Origin of the sequence: Nonomuraea sp. NPDC049028, assembly GCF_043197735.1 — a bacterium.
Taxonomy (GTDB): Bacteria; Actinomycetota; Actinomycetes; order Streptosporangiales; family Streptosporangiaceae; genus Nonomuraea.
This window is the reverse complement of the sequence record NZ_JBICTR010000015.1, coordinates 206,820-222,400: the sequence shown is the minus strand read 5'-3', so window position 1 is coordinate 222,400 and position 15,581 is coordinate 206,820. Positions and strand designations below refer to the sequence as shown.

The following is a 15,581-nucleotide window of genomic DNA, read 5'->3' as shown; positions in this document are numbered from 1 at the left end:
GGAACGCGCCATCATGGGAATTCCTCTGCTCTTCAGAAACCTGATGACGGAGACCGTGATGACGGAGACCTTGAGCTACGCCGACGCTCTGAAGATCCTCGGCTGCAAGGACAGCAGGCTCGTCAAGGTGATCGACTTCGCCGCGACGGCCGCGCTGACCGGATGGGCGCTCGCCGGCGGCGCCGACCTGGCGCTGGGCCTGCGCGACCTGCAGGAGGACGCCGTCCGTTACGGCAACGACGTGGTGCGGCGGGTGCCCGAGTGGCGCGGCGGCGCCGGCCGGTTCGCCCGAACCCAGCGGCTGGCCGCCGTGCACGCCGTGGTGATCGTCTCGGCGTACTTCGAGGCGCTCGGCCGGGCCAGCCTGCCGTTCGGGCTGGACCGGCTCGACCGGGACCGCGCGGCCGGCGGTACCCGCGCGGCGGCGTTCGCCGAGCTGGTGGAGAAGCTGCTCACGCGGCCGCTGCCCATGCCGGAGCCGTACCGCCCCTACGCGGAGACCCGTGAGGCCGTCGAACGCCACTACGGGCGGATGTCGGAGGCCGTGGCCGAATATGTGCGCGAGGTGGCGGCCTGGGAGGAGCTCTCGGCCGACGAGCGCGCCCGCGTCCCTCTCATGCTCGTGGAGGGACCGTCGGCGCACGCCCTGCGGATCTATGACGAGGACTACCGCTCGCTCACGCTCGACAGCCCCGAGTTCCGGATGTGGAGCCTGGTCACCGAGAGGCAGGCGTTCGCCCCCGGGCTGTCGCGCGTGGCGCGGCTGCTGGCGGAACTGGCGCCGCCGCGCGTGGGCGACCGGCCGATGATCCACCTGGTCAGGATGGCCGCCGCCGCGCTCGACCAGTCGCTCATGGCCGTCGGCAGGGCGCCGGACGACGTCACGCTGCCGCTGCTCGGTGAGGGGTACATCAGCCCCCGGTGCAAGGTCGCGGAGATGACGCGCGAGTCCGAGCCCGCGGCGAAGAGCTGGTGGAAGGGCCGGTTGGAGCTGCCCGACGCGGAGGCGTTCCTGGTGGGACACCTCACCTCGCCACACGCCACCCAGGCGCCCCTGGTCGTGCTGGGCGAGCCGGGCTCGGGCAAGACCAAGCTGACCGAGGTGCTCGCCGCCCGGCTGGCCGCCTCGGAGTTCCTGCCGATCAAGGTGGAGTTGCGCGATGTCGCCGCCGAGTCGTCCGTGATCTCGCAGATCGAGCAGAGCGTTTCCCCCTTACTCCGCGAGAAGGTGAAATATCGGGACTTGGTGGAGGCGGCGGAGGGGATGCTGCCCGTCGTCATGCTCGACGGGTTCGACGAGCTGCTGCAGGCCGCCGGCACCAATCGCTACGACTACCTGGAGCAGGTCCAGGAGTTCCAGGACGAGCAGTCCAGGCACGGCCGTCCCGTCGCGGTGATCGTGACCAGCCGGACCGTCGTGGCCGACCGGGTCCGCTTCCCCGAGGGCGTGCTCACGATCGAGCTCCAGCCGTTCGAGAAGGAGCAGGTCCGCCAGTGGCTGGAGATCTGGGCGGAGACCAACCGCGCGGTCCTGTCCAGGCGCGGCAGGACACCGCTGCCGGCCGACGTCGCGCTGGCCCAGGGCGAGCTGGCCAGGCAGCCGCTGCTCCTGCTGCTCCTGGCCATCCACGACGCCACCGAGAACGCGTTGCAACGCGATGAGGCGGTCCTCGGCCGTGGCCGCCTCTACGAGTCGCTGATCAGGGACTTCGCCTACCGTGAGCTCCTCAAGGACCCCGAGGTGCGGGAGCTGCCGGCCGCCCGGCGCGGCGGGCTGGTGGACCGGGAGCTGGTGCGGCTCGGGGCCGTGGCGCTGTCGATGTTCGTCCGCGGCCGGGCGGTCGTCTCGGAGAGCGCCCTCGACCGGGACCTGCCCGCCTTGTGCGGGGCGCCGGGGGAGGAGCGGGACGACGAGGGCGGCTGGGCGCGGCGGGCGACCGAGCGGTTCTTCTTCGTGCACGTGAACGACCCAGGCTTGGCGCACGCGAACTCCACAGGCCCAGCGCATGGGAACGAGACAGGCGGCACTCAGGGTTATGAGTTCCTGCACGCCACGTTCGGTGAGTTCCTGGTGGCCTGGCTGGCCGTGTACGCGCTGCGCGACCTGATCAGGCGGCACGGCCACGACGAGGAGCTGGCGGGCCAGCTGGTCGACGACGACCTGCTCTACGCGATCACGTCGTTCTCCTGCCTGGCCGAACGGGGGCCGACGGTCGGCTTCGCCATGGAGCTCATCGGCGCGCTGCCGGCCGAGGTCCGGGCCAGGAGCGTGACGCTGCTCAGCGCGCTGCTGCGTGAGTCGCTCCACGAGCGCCCGCGCCGCTCCTTCCTCGCCTTCCGCCCGGTACGCCATCCCGTGCCGCGCCGCCTGGCTGCCTATTCGGCCAACCTCACCCTCCTGGTGGTGGCCGCGTCGGACAAACCGGTCAGCGTCGCGGAGCTGCTCGGCGACTCGGGGGACTTCGCCCGGTGGACCTCGTACGCGCATCTCTGGAAGAGCCAGCTGGGCGGGGAGGGCTGGACCGGCCTCATCGGCGCCATGCCCGCCCGCCGCGTCATGGACGGCGGCAAGCGTGACATCCGGCTCGGCGGGAGCGGCGAGTCGTGGGAGTTCGAGGGCGCGGGCTGGTGGTTCGGCCGCCCGCGGCCCGCGGCGCGCACCAGGGCGCTGGGCCGCTACAAGTCCTACGCCCTGCTGGAACGTCCCTACCTGCTCAACGTCGACGCCGACCTGCTGACCGACTCGCTGCGCGCCGACGACGAGACGCACCCGAGCCTGATCGTCGTGCAGCGGGGGTCCGGTCAGGTGGTCAGCTGCACCCGCCTGGTCGAGGAGGTGCTGATGAACCGGCCGTCGAGCGTCGAGGCCCGCGTCGCGCTGTACGCCGACGCGATCGCGGCGGTCACCGCGTTCCACACGCTCGAGAACCGGCGGCTGCTCGACCTGGTGCTGCGGGCGCTCGCCCTGGAGGGATCGGCCATGCCCTTCCAGGACCGGGCCGGCCTGCTCAGCGGGCTGGCCGGCGACGGCGTCGACCCGGCGCTGTGGCGGCCGCTGCTGGAGTCGATGTTCTTCGAGCGGTCCGACAGCTGGGAGCTCCTCCTCCGGGCGGGCGTCCCGGAGGCGGTCATGCGCGAGGTGCGCTCGCCCTAACCGCCCTAACCGCCCTAACCGCCCTAACCGGCTGACCGGTCCAGGGGCAGCTCGACCGTGATCGTCAGGCCGCCCTCCTCGCGCGGCCGGGCGACGACCGTGCCGCCGTGGGCCTCGGTGATGACGCGCACGATCGACAGGCCGAGGCCGCTGCCCCGGTCGGAGCGCAGCCGGTCGCCGTGCAGCCGCCGGAACGGCTCGAAGATCGTCTCGATCTCGTACGACGGCACGTGCAGGCCGGTGTTGGCCACGACCAGCTCCACCTGCTCGGTGCGCCGCCGCGTCGTCACCCACACCTCGCCCTTGGGCTGGTTGTGCCGGATCGCGTTCTCCACCAGGTTCTGGACCAGCCGCTCCACCAGCACCGCCTCGCCGGTCGTCGGCGCCGCGTCCAGCAGCTGGTGGATCGTCACCTCCCGCTCGGCCGCCTCCTCCGCCGCCTGGTCCAGCACGTGCTCGGCCACGTCCGTCAGGTCGAACGGGCGCTTGTCCAGCACCGCCTGCTCGCCCTCGGTCAGCGCCAGCAGCCCGTCGATGAGCCGCTCGTGCCGGGCGTTGACCAGCAGCAGCGACTCGCCGAGCCGCTTGACGTCGTCGGTGGCGTCGGGCCGCCGCACCGCCACGTCGACCAGCGTCCGGTTGATCGTCAACGGGGTGCGCAGCTCGTGTGAGGCGTTGGCGACGAAGCGCCGCTGACCGTCGAAGGAGCGGGCGAGGCGGCCGAGCATGGTGTCGAAGATGAGGGTCAGCTCCTTGAGCTCGTCGCTCGGCCCCTCGTAGTCGATCCGGCCGGTCAGGTCGTGGCTCTGAGCGACTCGGCGCGCGGTCTCGGTGACCGACTTGACCGGGTTCAGTACCCATCCGGCCGCGCGCCAGCCCAGACCGAACGCGCCGCCCGTGACGGCCAGCACCGCCAGCGCGCCGATGTTGCGCACGCTGGTCAACGTGTCGCGCTGGTAGGCCGCCTGGACCTGGAGGACCCGGTCTCGTGCCACCTCGTAGTGGATCTCGTATCTGTCGTAGCAACAGCCGTTGCGCACGGTGATGGAGTTGGGGGTGATGAGATCGGCGCGGTAGGAGAGGTTCGACCGTACGAGGAAGTAGACGGCCGTCAGCAGCAGGCCGCCGCCGATGAGGAACACCCCCGCGCAGGCCAGGGCGAAACGCAGACGGACGCTCATGGAATGCGATACCCCGATCCCGGCACGGTCTCGATGACCTGCGGCTCGCCAAGCTTCTTGCGTAATTTCATCATCGTGGTCCGCACCGTGTTCGTGAACGGATCGATGTGCTCGTCCCACACCTTCTCCAGCAGTTCCTCGGCCGAGACCACCGCGCCCTGCGCCCGCAGCAGCTCGGCCAGCACCCCGAATTCCTTGCGCGCCAGCGGCACATAACGCCCCTCGCGGAACACCTGCCGGTGCGCCCAGTCCAGCCGCACCCCGGCGCGTTCCAGCATGGGCGGGTCGGCCCGCCTGGCCCGGCGGCCGAGCGCGTGCACCCGCGCCACCAACTCCTCGAACGCGAACGGCTTGGGCAGGTAGTCGTCGGCCCCCAGCGACAGCCCCGCCACCCTCGCCCGTACATCCCCGGCGGCGGTCAGCATCAGGACTCTGACCGGCCACCCCCGCTCGACCACCGCCCGGCACACCTCGTCGCCGTGCACCAGCGGCAGGTCCCGGTCCAGGATCAGCACGTCGTAGTCGTGCACGCCGAGCCGCTCCAGCGCCCCGTCACCGTCGTAGGCCACATCGACGGCCAGCGCCTCCCCCCGCAGCCCCTCGGCGATCGAATCGGCGAGCATGCGCTCGTCCTCCGCGACCAGAACACGCAATGTCGCCCCCATGAAGATCGAAAGTCCCGACAGTCTGCTCCAGCCTGCATAACGCGGACATAACCACTTTTGGTGACGCTCAGGTTAGCGCCGACTCGGTGGACTGCCCTCCCTACGGCCGGGACTCGCCCGGCCTCTCACGGGGGAGAGATGTCATGGTTGCCGCTCTTGTGGCGCCCGCGCGGCCCCGCCTGGCCGATCCCGTCTCGGGCAAGACAGGTCACCGCCTGTTCGGGGTCGTCCTGGTGCTGGCCGCGGCGCTGCGCGTGCTGGTCATGCTCGGGTACGACACCGCGCAGGTCTACTGGTACGACTCGTTCACCTATCTGAACACGGCCGTGCACATGAAGCCGCAGGGCGCCTTCCACCCGGCGGGCTACTCGTGGTTCCTGTGGCTGCTGCGCCCCTTCCACAGCGTCGAGCTGGTCGTCGGCGTACAGCACGCGATGGGCCTGGGCGTCGGCGTGCTGATCTACGTGCTGCTGCGCCGCTGGTCGCTGCCCGGCTGGGGGGCCGCGCTGGCCGCGGTGCCGGTGCTGTTCGACCCGGCGTTCCTGCGGCTGGAGCACGCCGTGCTCTCGGACCTGCAGGTGATCTTCCTCGTCATGTCCGCGCTCACGGTGCTGATGTGGCGTCAGGAGGTGTCGTCGCGGGCCGCCGCGCTGGCGGGGGCGCTGCTCGCGCTGGCCGGACTGACCCGGACCGCCGCGGTGCCGCTGCTCGCCCTGGCCGCGCTCTACCTGCTGCTGCGCCGCACCCCGTGGCGGAAGGTCGTCGTCCTGGTGGTCGCCGGGGCGCTGCCGCTGCTCGCCTACGCGGGCTGGTACGCCCAGTATCACGGCAGGTTCGCGCTGAGCGGCTCCGACGGCGTCGCCCTCTGGGCCCGCACGATGACGTTCGCCGACTGCTCGATCATCAAGCCGCCCGCGGCGGAGGCCAGGCTCTGCCCGAACGGCACCGTCGTCGACGCCGCCTCCGAGTACGTCTGGGCACCCGGCGCCGCGCTCAACCGGCTGCCCGGCGACCGGTTCGCCTACAACGACCTGGCCAGGTCGTTCGCCCTGAAGGCCATCGCCGCGCAGCCGCTCGACTATCTGCGCGAGATCGTCAAGGACACCTCGCTGGCCTTCACCTGGGAGCCGGTGGCTCATCCCAAGCGGGTGGGCGCCATGTCGAACTTCCCGCACGGCTCGTGGGGGCTGCCGGAGGAGCACGCCCTCATCGGGCAGGTACGCAAGGAGTATGACCCGGCCATCCGCGGCATGAGCTCGGTCGAGCCGTTCGGGTCCATCCTCGCCGCCTACCCCTACCCGTGGTTCCTGCACGGCACGCTGTTCGGCGTGATCCTCCTGGCGGGGGCGGCCGGGGCGATCGGCCGCCGCCGTCCGGCCCTGCTGCCGTGGGCGTTCGCGATGTTCCTGCTCGTCGCGCCGGTGGCGGCGCTGGACTTCGACCACCGCTACGTGCTGCCCGCCATTCCGATCGCCTGCGTGGCCGCCGGGCTGGCCGTACACGGGCTACCTCGGCGGCGGCGGAATCGCGCGGCGGGGAGTGAGCGGATTACCGTACCGGTGTGATCCGGATTCTGATCGCGGAGGACATGCACATCCTTCGCGAAGCGCTGGTCGAGCTGCTGTCGCTCGAGGACGACATCACGGTGGTGGCGGGGGTCGCCTCGGGTCTGCAGATCGTCTCCGCCGCGCTGGAGCACCGGCCCGACGTGGCCGTGATCGACATCGATCTGCCGGGGCTGGACGGCATCTCGGCGGCTGCCGAGCTACGTGGCCGGCTGCCCGGCTGCCGGGTGCTGATCTTGACGGCGCTGGCCAAGCCGGGCGTCCTGCGCCGGGCGCTCGGTGCGCAGGTCGCCGGATTCGTCCAGAAAGACATCCGCCCGGCCGAGCTGGCCGCGGCGATCAGGACTGTCGCCGCCGGGGGACGGGTGGTGGACCCGGCCCTGGCCCTGGTGGCGCTGGAGGCGCCGGAGAGCCCGCTCAGCCAGCGGGAGACCGAGGTGCTGCGCCTGTCGGCCAGCGGGGCCCAGCCCACCGAGATCGCCGAGCGGCTCTTCCTGACCTACGGCACGATCCGCAACTACCTCACCTCAGCCGTCACCAAGCTGGGTGCTCGCAACCGGGTGGACGCCATCCGGATCGCCACCGAGTCCGGCTGGATCTGAGCTGAGTCCGGCTGGGCCTGAGCCGAGTCCGGCCGCATCTGACCCGAACTCGGCGACCACCTCGAACCTGCCGCCGGGCAGGCGCACCGCCGTCAACCGCCCGCCGGTGCGCTGCGCCAGGCTGCCGAGTCCGGAGCCGTGCCGCCCCGGCTCCGGCTCCGGCTCCGGCGACGTGGACGGTTCGGTCCGCGCGACGGGCCGGGCGCCGTCGTTGACGACGCGCAGTCGTACGAGCCCGTCCGCGCCGGAGATGGTCAGCTCACACGTCCGGGCCCGGCTGTGCCGCAGGACGTTGGTGACGGTCTCGCGGAGCGCGGTGGCCACCGCCGTGTCGACCTCGGCCGGCAGCGGGCCCGTCGTGACCCGTGCCGTCGCCTCGATCCCGGCGGCCGTCAGCACCTCGCGCGCCGCGTCCAGCTCGGCCGCCAGCCGCAGCTCGACCCGGTCGCCGGCGATGGACCCCAGCTCCACCAGCGCCTGTTCGACCAGCGACACGAGCGAGGCGAGCTCGGTCCTGGCCCGTCCGGGGTCCGTGTCCAGCAGCCGCTCGGCCAGCTCGCCCTTGAGTGCGACCGCCGACAGGCTGAACCCCAGGACGTCGTGCAGGTCCCGCGCGACCCGGGTCCGTTCCCGCCGTACCGCGGCCTCGGCGAGCTCGTGCCGGGCGCGGTCCAGCACGGTGATCAGCCCGGTGAGGCGCCCCAGGCTGTACGCCAGCCACGCGAGCATGACGTGACCACCGAAGTTGGCCAGCGCGTTCAGGATGCCGGTGCCGGCGGTGATGCTGTCGTACAGGAGCCAGGCCAGATGCCCGGCCAGGACGGCACCGGCGATCGCCCACGATCGAGGCGGTCGTACGGTGAGCAGTACCTTGCCGGTGAAGAAGCTCAGCACGCGGTCCCAGGAGCCGGGAATGACCGCGAGGGGCAGCAGGAACAGCAGGCCCTGCACGACGAACGTGACCCGGGTCTGCGGAAGCACCTGCAGGACCACGATCCCGATGAGCCCGAGCAGCGCCCAGGCGACGGTCGGCGGGGCGGCGTGCTCCCAGTAGTAGAGGTTGATCAGCACCAGCACGCACTGGAGGAGCAGCACCGCGAGCAGGACGAACCGCGCTAACCGGGGTGACTCGATCCGCGCCGCGGGCTCGGCGATCGGCTCGGCACGATAGGCACCGGCCGTCGCCCGCACCTCCGCCAAGGTACGCCGGGCGAGGGCAACGCCCTCACGGATGTCCCGCCGGGCGAGCTCCATACCCTCGCGGATGTCCTGCCGGGCCTCCACCGGCTCTTCCCCGGCCGCATTGCCCACCCGGAACGCGGCCGCTTCCCCCATCGGGAACGCGGCCGCCTTCCGCATGCGAAACGCGATCGCCCGCAGTTTCCCGCCCAGGACGTTCCGCAACTCGCCGTCCAGCCGCAGGCGCTCCCTGACCAGGGCCGGCCGAGCCAGCTCTCCTTGGGTGTCGTGCAGCCGCCGTGCCGTCCCGACGAGCGCGGCGAGGCTGAACACGATGAGGGCGTCGTCCGCCGTGACGATCACGAACCAGATCGAGTCGTAGACCCCGTACCCGAGCAGCGCGGCCGTCGTGCCGGTGGCGGCCAGGACAAGGGCGAACAGCGGCCAGGCCGGCCGCGGCGGGAGCACGCAGAGCACTGCGGCGGCCACCGTCCACGGCATCCAGTCCCACGCCGAGCCGATCACGAGGAAGGGCAGCAGGTAGAGCAGCACCACTGCCGCCAGCAGCCCGTACCGACCGGCCGGGCGCCGATGCCGTGCGAGGAGCGCGATCAGCGGCGGATACGACGCCATCGTGAGCAGCGACGCGAGCGGGGCGGCGTCGCGCGACACGCCGCTGATCGTGCGGATGTAGACCAGGATGCCGACCGAGGCCCACAGCATGCCCTGGGCGACCCGCAGCGGGAGGTCGTCAGCGGTCCGTGCCAACCCGATCTCCCGATGAACTATGCAAAATGCATAACCGCCTGATTACAGGGACACTATCGGCGCTTTCTCGGCCGCTGTCACTCTATGGGGGAGATCACCAGACATTACGGTCGCCATGACCTGGGTCATGGCCGTACAAGGGCGGGGAGCCTGATGGAGCCCACCAAAGTCTTGCCGATCATCGCGATCGCCTCGCTGGTCACGGTCGAGTTCGGCGGGCACGCGCTGCTGCGCTTCATCACCACCGATCGCGACAAGCTGGGCGAGTTCCGCGAGCGGTTCTTCCGCGCCGGCCACGCGCACGCCGGAGTGCTGCTGCTGCTCTCCCTGGTGTACCTGCTGTACCTGCCCCGCGCCGGTTTCTCCGACGGGCTGGAGTGGCTGGCCGGCGGTGTCCTGCTGGCCGGGGTGCTGGCGCAATCGGGTGGATTCTTCCTGCATCTGGCCGTCGGCGAGCAGGGTGCCCGCTCGTCCGGCACGATGGTCACCCGAGCCGGGGGCCTGCTTCTCGCCGCCGCGCTGATCACCCTGGCCGTAGGCCTCGCCGGTGGGGCGTAGCACAAGTCGATGACCTGATGGGAGACATGATGATCTTAGTGACCGGCGCCACCGGCAATGTCGGATCGGCACTGGTGTCCGCTCTGGCTCAGGGCGGGCAGCGGGTACGCGCGCTCGTACGCGATCCGCGGGCCGCCACGCTGCCGCCCGGCGTCCAGCCCGTCACCGGCGACCTGAACGAGCCCAGCAGCCTGACCGATGCCCTGAACGGCGTGCGAGGGGTGTTCCTGCTGCCGGGATACGCGGACATGTCAGGACTGCTGGCCCAGATACGGCGGGCGGGGGTGGAACGGGTCGTGCTGCTGTCGGGCGGCTCGGCCGGGCAGGCGGACATGAGCAACGCGGTCTCCCGCTACATGGCGCTGTCCGAGCAGGCCACGCGGGAGGCGGGTGTGCCCTGGACCTTCCTGCGGCCCAGGGCGTTCATGTCCAACGCGCTGCGCTGGCTGCCGCAGCTTCAGGCCGGCGACGTGGTGCGCGTACCGTTCGCCGGGGTGGCGGCCGCCGCCATCGACCCCGCCGACATCGCGGCGGTCGCGGCCCTGGCGCTGACGGGCGACGGGCATGAGGGCCGGATCTACGAGCTGACCGGCCCGGACTCGCTGCTGCCCGCCGACCAGGTCGCCGTGCTGGCCAAGGTACTGGGCAGGGACCTGCGCTGCGAGGGCCTGCCGGACGAGGAGGCGCGGGCGCAGATGGAGGCGACCATGCCGGTCGAGTACGTCGACGCCTTCTTCAGCTTCTACGCCGACGGCACACTCGACGAGTCCCAGGTCCTGCCGACCGTTCAGGAGGTGACGGGACACCCGCCCCGCACCTTCGAACAGTGGGCGCGGGCCCACGCCGACGCCTTCCACTGACCCCGCCCCCTCGTCCGGGTGCTGTCGATCATGGAAGTGATCGGTGGGCGCGACCGGCGGTTTCCTCGACTGTCCCCCATGCGAGGCTGCCGCTCCCGCGAAATGTTACGTAGTATCCGGACATCACGAGCGTTGGGGGCGCCAGGGTGCCGGGACAGAGCGTGGGTGTGGTCGTCGATCCGGGAGTACCCCCGGAGGTCGCCGGAATGCTGCGTGCGAACGCCCCGCTCCTGTCCAGGATCCGAGCAGGCTGGGTGCCTCCTGCCGTGCAGCCGGTCGAGCGGCGCTGGCCGTCGAGCCTGGCGCTGCTGGCCGCCACGCCCCTGGTCGTCGCGCTGATGTCCGCGCTGCTGGCCTCCCCGGTGAAGCCGATCGGCTTCGTGCTGCTGGGCGGCTTCGTCTTCGTCGTGCTCGTCAAGATCGCCTCCATCAACGAGGTGCCGTTACACGACCGCCCCTACGAGCGCGGCGTCTACGAGCGTGGCGTCTACGAGCGGGCCCGCTGGTACGACGGGCGCTACCTGCTGGCCGACGACTTCGACGCGGAGGCCAAGGTGGTGCTGGCCAGGGCGCAGCGGGCGATCGGCGCCGTGCTGCGTTCCCACGTCAACGCCGAAGGACTGCTGGACGACGCGCGTAACGCCGTGATGCTGCCGGAGCAGGAGTGGGAGATCGCCCGGCTGCTGGCCAAGCTCTCGGCACTGCGCGGCGAGCACAAGGAGCTGCTGGCCCGCGGCATCGCGCCGGAGGTCGCGGCGGTGATCGAGCCGCTGGACCGCGCCCTGGTCACCAGCGAGGCCGCGGTCGTGGCGCGTGTCGAAGCGCTGGAACGTTACGCCGGGCACGTCGCCGAGGCCGAGCGCGCCTACCACGCCCGCGGCCAGATCGAGGAGCTGCGGGCCCGGCTGCCGCGCTACGAGGAGCTGCTGGCCGAGTCGGGCGCCGACGCGCTGGCCGTACCCGAGATCGAGAAGCTCGCCGAGGACGCCGACGACCTGGAGCGGCTGCTGCGCAGGAGCGTGAGCTCGGCGCACGAGGCGTTCCGCCACCTGGAAGGCTGACCCCGGAACAGCGCGTGAGCAGGCGGTTACGTCTTGTCGTATGACACGTTCCAGCACCTATCCCGGTGACAATCCCATAAAATCCGTTTTTGTGGCGGATGTGGTGGTCGATCCAGATGTCCCGGAGGATGACGCCCAGCTGATCACGGAGAGCGAGCATCTCCTGATCCGCATGCGGCGCGGCTGGGCGCCCGACCCCCTGCCGTCCAGGGCATCCGGCAAGGCCGGGCGCGTGGCCCTCGCGGCGATCACGTTGATGGTGCTGTCCCTTCTGCTGTCCGGGCCGCACACCTACCGGGCGGGCGGCCTGCTGCTGCTCAGCCTCATCGCCATTCCCGTCCTGCTCGTGATCTTCCTGCGCAAGGACCTCGACGAGGACGAGGAGACGGCCGTCGACCGGGAGACCTACGAACAACTGCGCTGGTACGAGGGCCGGTACGTGCTCGCCGCCGACCTCGACGAGTCCTCCCGCAGGCTGCTCGCCCGGGCAAGGCGGGCCGTCGCCACGGTGACGCACTCGGCGGTCAACGTCGAAGGACTGCTGGACGACGTGCGCAACGCCGTGATGCTGCCCGCCCAGGAGTGGGAGATCGCCCGGCTGCTGGCCAAGCTGTCGGCGCTGCGGACCAAGCATCGCGAGACCATGTCGGAGGTGAACTCGCCGGAGGTCGCCGCCGTGGCCGAACCGCTCGCCCGGGCGCTCGACAGCAGCGAGGAGGCCGTCGTGGCCCGGGTGGAGGCGTTGGAACGGTACGCCGCCAACGTGGCCGACGCCGAGCGCGCCTACCGGGCCCACCATCAGATCGAGGAGCTGCGGAGCCGGATCCACCAGTATGAGGAGCTGGTCTCCGAGTCGGGCGCGGACGGCTTCGCCGTACCGGAGATCACCCGGCTCGCGGAGGACGCCGACCAGCTGGAGCGGGCGCTGCGGCGGAGCGTGCGCTCCGCCCACGAGGCGTTTCGCTACCTGGACCCCTGAGAGCTATCCAAAGCTACTGGACGTGCGCGGCCTCCATCAGCACGTCGCACAGAGCCTCGGCCGCGTCGACCCGGCCCAGCTTGCGCGCCGCCTCGGCCATCGTCGCGCGCAGGCCCGGATCGGCCAGCAGCGGCATCAGCTCGGCCAGCAGCTGCTCGCCCGTCGGGTGCGGCTCCAGCAGCGCGCGGCCCGCGCCCGCGGAGGCCAGGTAGCCGGCGTTCTTGCGCTGCTCGTCGCCGCCGGTCGGGATCAGCGGGATCAGCACCGACGGCCGGCCGATGGCGGTCAGCTCCGACACCGTGCCGGCGCCGCTGCGCGCGATCACCACGTCGGCCGCGGCGAACAGATCGGGCAGCTCCGAGCCCACGTACGGCACCGGGTGGTAGCGGTCGGCCAAATCCGGCGGCAGCGCGGTGGCGCGCATCTGGTCGATCCACGCGGGCCCGCACTGGTGCACGATCTGGGCGTGCGGCAGCAGCCGCGGCAGGATCTCCGCGATCAACGTGTTGATCTGCTTGCTGCCCTGCGCGCCGCCCGTCACGTAGATCAGCGGCACCTCGAACGTCAGCCCGAACAGGTCGTACGCCGCGGCCCGGTTGCCCTGCAGCAGCTCCGGCCTGATCGGATTGCCGGTCACCACGGCCTTCGCGCGCGCCGACGGCGGCAGGTATTCGAGCGACGACTCGTGGGACAGCGCGATCCGCGTCGCCAGCCTGGCCAGGATCCGGTTGGCCAGCCCCACCACCGTGGTCTGCTCGTGCATCACCAGCGGGCGGCGGATCAGCTTGGCCGCCACACCGATCGGCACCGCCACGTAACCCCCGGTCGACAGCACCACGTCGGGCAGGTAGCGGGCGGCGTGCCCGATCGCCTGGACCACGCCCACCGGGATGCGGAACACGTCGGCGACGTTGGTGCCGAGCTCCTTGAGGTTGGGCCGGCGCCGCAGCTTTCCGGTGGTGATGGCCTTGAACGGGATGCCGTGCTCGGTGGTGATCCTGGCCTCCAGGCCGTTGGCCGTCCCCACCCAGAGCACATCGTACGGCACCTGACGTCGCTGAACGGCCGACAGGGTCGTCAGGGCCGGATAGGTGTGACCGCCGGTGCCGCCGCCGGTGATCAACAGTCGCAGGGTTCGTGACATGCGATCAGACTAGGGCCCCGGCGGGAAAGGTCGTCGCGCCGCACGGTCACTTAGGGCTCGGCTTCGCCGTACAGGCGGTTGACCGGTAGCGTTTCCTCATGCGACTCGGCGTGCTGGACATCGGCTCGAACACCGTCCACCTACTCGTCGTGGATGCGCACCGCGGCGCGCGGCCACTGCCCGCCTACTCGCACAAGGAGGAGCTGCGGCTGACCGAGCACCTCGACGAGCGCAACGAGCTGTCTGCCGAGGGCATCGAGCGGCTCGGCGAGTTCGTCGAGGAGGCCCTGCGCATCGCCGAGGACAAAGGCGTGGAAAACTTCCTGGCCTTCGCCACCTCGGCCGTGCGCGAGGCCGCCAACGGCGAGCACGTGCTCGCCCAGATCAACGACCGCTGCGGCGTGCACATCGAGGTCCTGTCCGGCAGCGACGAGGCCAGGCTGACGTTCCTGGCCGTGCGGCGCTGGTTCGGCTGGTCGTCGGGGCGGCTGCTCGCCTTCGACATCGGGGGCGGCTCGCTGGAGATCGCCGCCGGGGTCGACGAGGAGCCCGACGTCGCCGTCTCGCTGCCGCTCGGCGCGGGGCGGCTCACCCGCGGCTGGTTCGCCTCCGACCCGCCGTCCGCCGACGAGGTCCGCAACCTGCGCAGGCACGTACGCGCCCAGATCGCCCGCACGGTCGGTGACATCGTCCGATACGGCGAGCCCAACCGGGCCGTGGCCACCTCCAAGACCTTCAAACAGCTGGCCAGGATCGCCGGGGCCGCGCCCACCAGCGACGGTCTCTATGTCTCCCGGTCGCTGTCGCGGCAGGACATGGCCGAGTGGGCCGTCAAGCTGACCACCATGAGCTCCGCCGAGCGGGCCGCGCTGTCCGGTGTGTCCGACGGGCGGGCCGCGCAGCTGGCCGCGGGGGCCATCGTGGCCCACGCGACCATGGACCTCTTCGAGGTCGACCGGCTGGACGTCTGTCCCTGGGCGCTGCGCGAGGGGGTCATCCTGCGCCGCCTCGACATGCTGCCCAGTCGGCCGGATGTGACGTCGAGGTAACCGCGATCTACCCGAATCTCGCGCATAAGTGCCGGTTCTCGGGGCATCTCCGGCTGATGTTGGCAGTGCTCAGCACGATCGCCTCGCTGGTGATCGTCCTCATCCTGGCGTTCCTGGCCGTCTTCCTCATTTCCGTGGCCGTCCTGCTCGCGCTCGCGCTGATGGCGGGATCGACGGCCCACAAGTCCGAGGTACGGCCGGTCATGGGAGGGCTCGAGGCACGGTTGCGGGGGACGACGATTGGGAGAACGACGATTGGGAGAACACGATTGGGCAGAAAGGGTGAGCAGGTACGACCGTCCGCCTGAGCGTGGGGGCCGCGCTTCGGAAGCCCGTTCAGTTGGCGATGAAGTGCGGCCCCGCCGCGCCCGGCGCGAAGCGCAGGCGCTTCTCCAGGCACACCACAGACCCGTCCTCGTGCCGGTTGGTGAAGCGGATGTCGTCGGCCAGTGCCCGCATGATCTGGATCCCGCGGCCGGACTCGGCGTTGGGCGCCGCCTCGCCGTTGTTGGGTGGCGGGTCGAAGCCGCCGCCCATGTCGATCACTCTGATGACGCAGAGCTTGTCGTAGACCCCCGCGCTCACCACGTACTCGTCGCTGGGGCCCGCGTGCCTGACGACATTGGAACACGCCTCGGTGAGCATGAGCTCGATGTCGTCGCGGATCTGCGGCTCCACCCCCAATGACCTCAGTGTGCCGTCGAACATCTGTCTGATCAGGGGGACGCTGGCCGCATCCCTGGGCAGCCGGAGCGCTATCGTGGCCTCCACCGCACCTCCTCCGTAGTCCTTCGGATGCGTCAGTGGCCACTCCTC

14 protein-coding genes are annotated in these 15,581 nt (G+C 71.1%); 9 read left to right on the top strand and 5 right to left on the bottom strand.

All coding sequences use genetic code 11. The features are described 5' to 3' along the window. The first annotated feature begins 58 nt into the window (after positions 1 to 58). The gene (locus ACGFJ2_RS48595) at positions 59 to 3,154 is read left to right on the top strand and encodes an NACHT domain-containing protein (RefSeq protein ID WP_393480234.1); all 3,096 of its coding nucleotides are present in this window, start codon (positions 59 to 61) and stop codon (positions 3,152 to 3,154) included. A 23-nt stretch (positions 3,155 to 3,177) separates the two neighbouring features. On the opposite strand, the gene ACGFJ2_RS48590 is transcribed toward ACGFJ2_RS48595, so the two are convergent. Together ACGFJ2_RS48590 and ACGFJ2_RS48585 are read right to left on the bottom strand one after the other, a co-directional pair. Next, positions 3,178 to 4,335 carry an ATP-binding protein gene (locus tag ACGFJ2_RS48590; protein ID WP_393480232.1) on the bottom strand — a complete coding sequence of 386 codons (1,158 nt, stop codon included), beginning with the start codon at positions 4,333 to 4,335 and terminating at the stop codon, positions 3,178 to 3,180. Continuing rightward, positions 4,332 to 4,988 (bottom strand): response regulator transcription factor, encoded by a 657-nt coding sequence (locus tag ACGFJ2_RS48585; protein ID WP_357953167.1) that lies wholly within the window; start codon positions 4,986 to 4,988, stop codon positions 4,332 to 4,334. The genes ACGFJ2_RS48590 and ACGFJ2_RS48585 overlap by 4 nt, the downstream gene beginning before the upstream one ends. Before the next feature lie 155 nt (positions 4,989 to 5,143). On the opposite strand from ACGFJ2_RS48585, the gene ACGFJ2_RS48580 reads away from it, so the two are divergent. Together ACGFJ2_RS48580 and ACGFJ2_RS48575 are read left to right on the top strand one after the other, a co-directional pair. Beyond that, a complete protein-coding gene (locus ACGFJ2_RS48580) occupies positions 5,144 to 6,565 on the top strand; it encodes a hypothetical protein (RefSeq protein WP_393480229.1) in 1,422 nt (473 codons plus the stop codon). Beyond that, positions 6,562 to 7,167, top strand: a complete 606-nt coding sequence (locus ACGFJ2_RS48575; protein WP_393480227.1) for a DNA-binding response regulator — start codon at positions 6,562 to 6,564, stop codon at positions 7,165 to 7,167. Before ACGFJ2_RS48580 ends, ACGFJ2_RS48575 begins: the two co-directional genes overlap by 4 nt. On the opposite strand, the gene ACGFJ2_RS48570 is transcribed toward ACGFJ2_RS48575, so the two are convergent. Beyond that, positions 7,093 to 9,114, bottom strand: a complete 2,022-nt coding sequence (locus tag ACGFJ2_RS48570) for a sensor histidine kinase (RefSeq protein ID WP_393480224.1) — start codon at positions 9,112 to 9,114, stop codon at positions 7,093 to 7,095. The two genes, ACGFJ2_RS48575 and ACGFJ2_RS48570, sit on opposite strands and share 75 nt — an antisense overlap. A 153-nt stretch (positions 9,115 to 9,267) precedes the next feature. Between ACGFJ2_RS48570 and ACGFJ2_RS48565 the strand changes: the two genes are divergently transcribed. From ACGFJ2_RS48565 to ACGFJ2_RS48550, 4 genes are all read left to right on the top strand, one after another. After that, positions 9,268 to 9,672, top strand: coding sequence for a hypothetical protein (locus tag ACGFJ2_RS48565; RefSeq protein ID WP_357953159.1), 405 nt, complete (start codon positions 9,268 to 9,270; stop codon positions 9,670 to 9,672). Between the two features lie 26 nt (positions 9,673 to 9,698). Further along, positions 9,699 to 10,532 carry an NAD(P)H-binding protein gene (locus ACGFJ2_RS48560; protein ID WP_393480222.1) on the top strand — a complete coding sequence of 278 codons (834 nt, stop codon included), beginning with the start codon at positions 9,699 to 9,701 and terminating at the stop codon, positions 10,530 to 10,532. 161 nt (positions 10,533 to 10,693) lie between these two features. Continuing rightward, positions 10,694 to 11,593, top strand: a complete 900-nt coding sequence (locus ACGFJ2_RS48555; RefSeq protein WP_357953155.1) for a hypothetical protein — start codon at positions 10,694 to 10,696, stop codon at positions 11,591 to 11,593. A 91-nt stretch (positions 11,594 to 11,684) separates the two neighbouring features. Beyond that, the gene (locus ACGFJ2_RS48550; RefSeq protein WP_393480219.1) at positions 11,685 to 12,572 is read left to right on the top strand and encodes a hypothetical protein; all 888 of its coding nucleotides are present in this window, start codon (positions 11,685 to 11,687) and stop codon (positions 12,570 to 12,572) included. A gap of 13 nt (positions 12,573 to 12,585) precedes the next feature. On the opposite strand, the gene ACGFJ2_RS48545 is transcribed toward ACGFJ2_RS48550, so the two are convergent. Beyond that, on the bottom strand, positions 12,586 to 13,716 hold the full coding sequence (locus ACGFJ2_RS48545; RefSeq protein ID WP_357953151.1) for a UDP-N-acetylglucosamine--N-acetylmuramyl-(pentapeptide) pyrophosphoryl-undecaprenol N-acetylglucosamine transferase: 1,131 nt from the start codon (positions 13,714 to 13,716) through the stop codon (positions 12,586 to 12,588). Between the two features lie 98 nt (positions 13,717 to 13,814). On the opposite strand from ACGFJ2_RS48545, the gene ACGFJ2_RS48540 reads away from it, so the two are divergent. Beyond that, a complete protein-coding gene (locus ACGFJ2_RS48540) occupies positions 13,815 to 14,765 on the top strand; it encodes a Ppx/GppA phosphatase family protein (RefSeq protein WP_357953149.1) in 951 nt (316 codons plus the stop codon). A 56-nt stretch (positions 14,766 to 14,821) separates the two neighbouring features. Further along, on the top strand, positions 14,822 to 15,073 hold the full coding sequence (locus ACGFJ2_RS48535) for a hypothetical protein (protein WP_393480216.1): 252 nt from the start codon (positions 14,822 to 14,824) through the stop codon (positions 15,071 to 15,073). Between the two features lie 28 nt (positions 15,074 to 15,101). Here ACGFJ2_RS48535 and ACGFJ2_RS48530 read toward each other — a convergent pair whose 3' ends face one another. After that, positions 15,102 to 15,536: an ATP-binding protein gene (locus ACGFJ2_RS48530; protein ID WP_357953146.1), complete on the bottom strand. Its 435-nt coding sequence runs from the start codon at positions 15,534 to 15,536 to the stop codon at positions 15,102 to 15,104. Between the last annotated feature and the right edge of the window lie 45 nt (positions 15,537 to 15,581).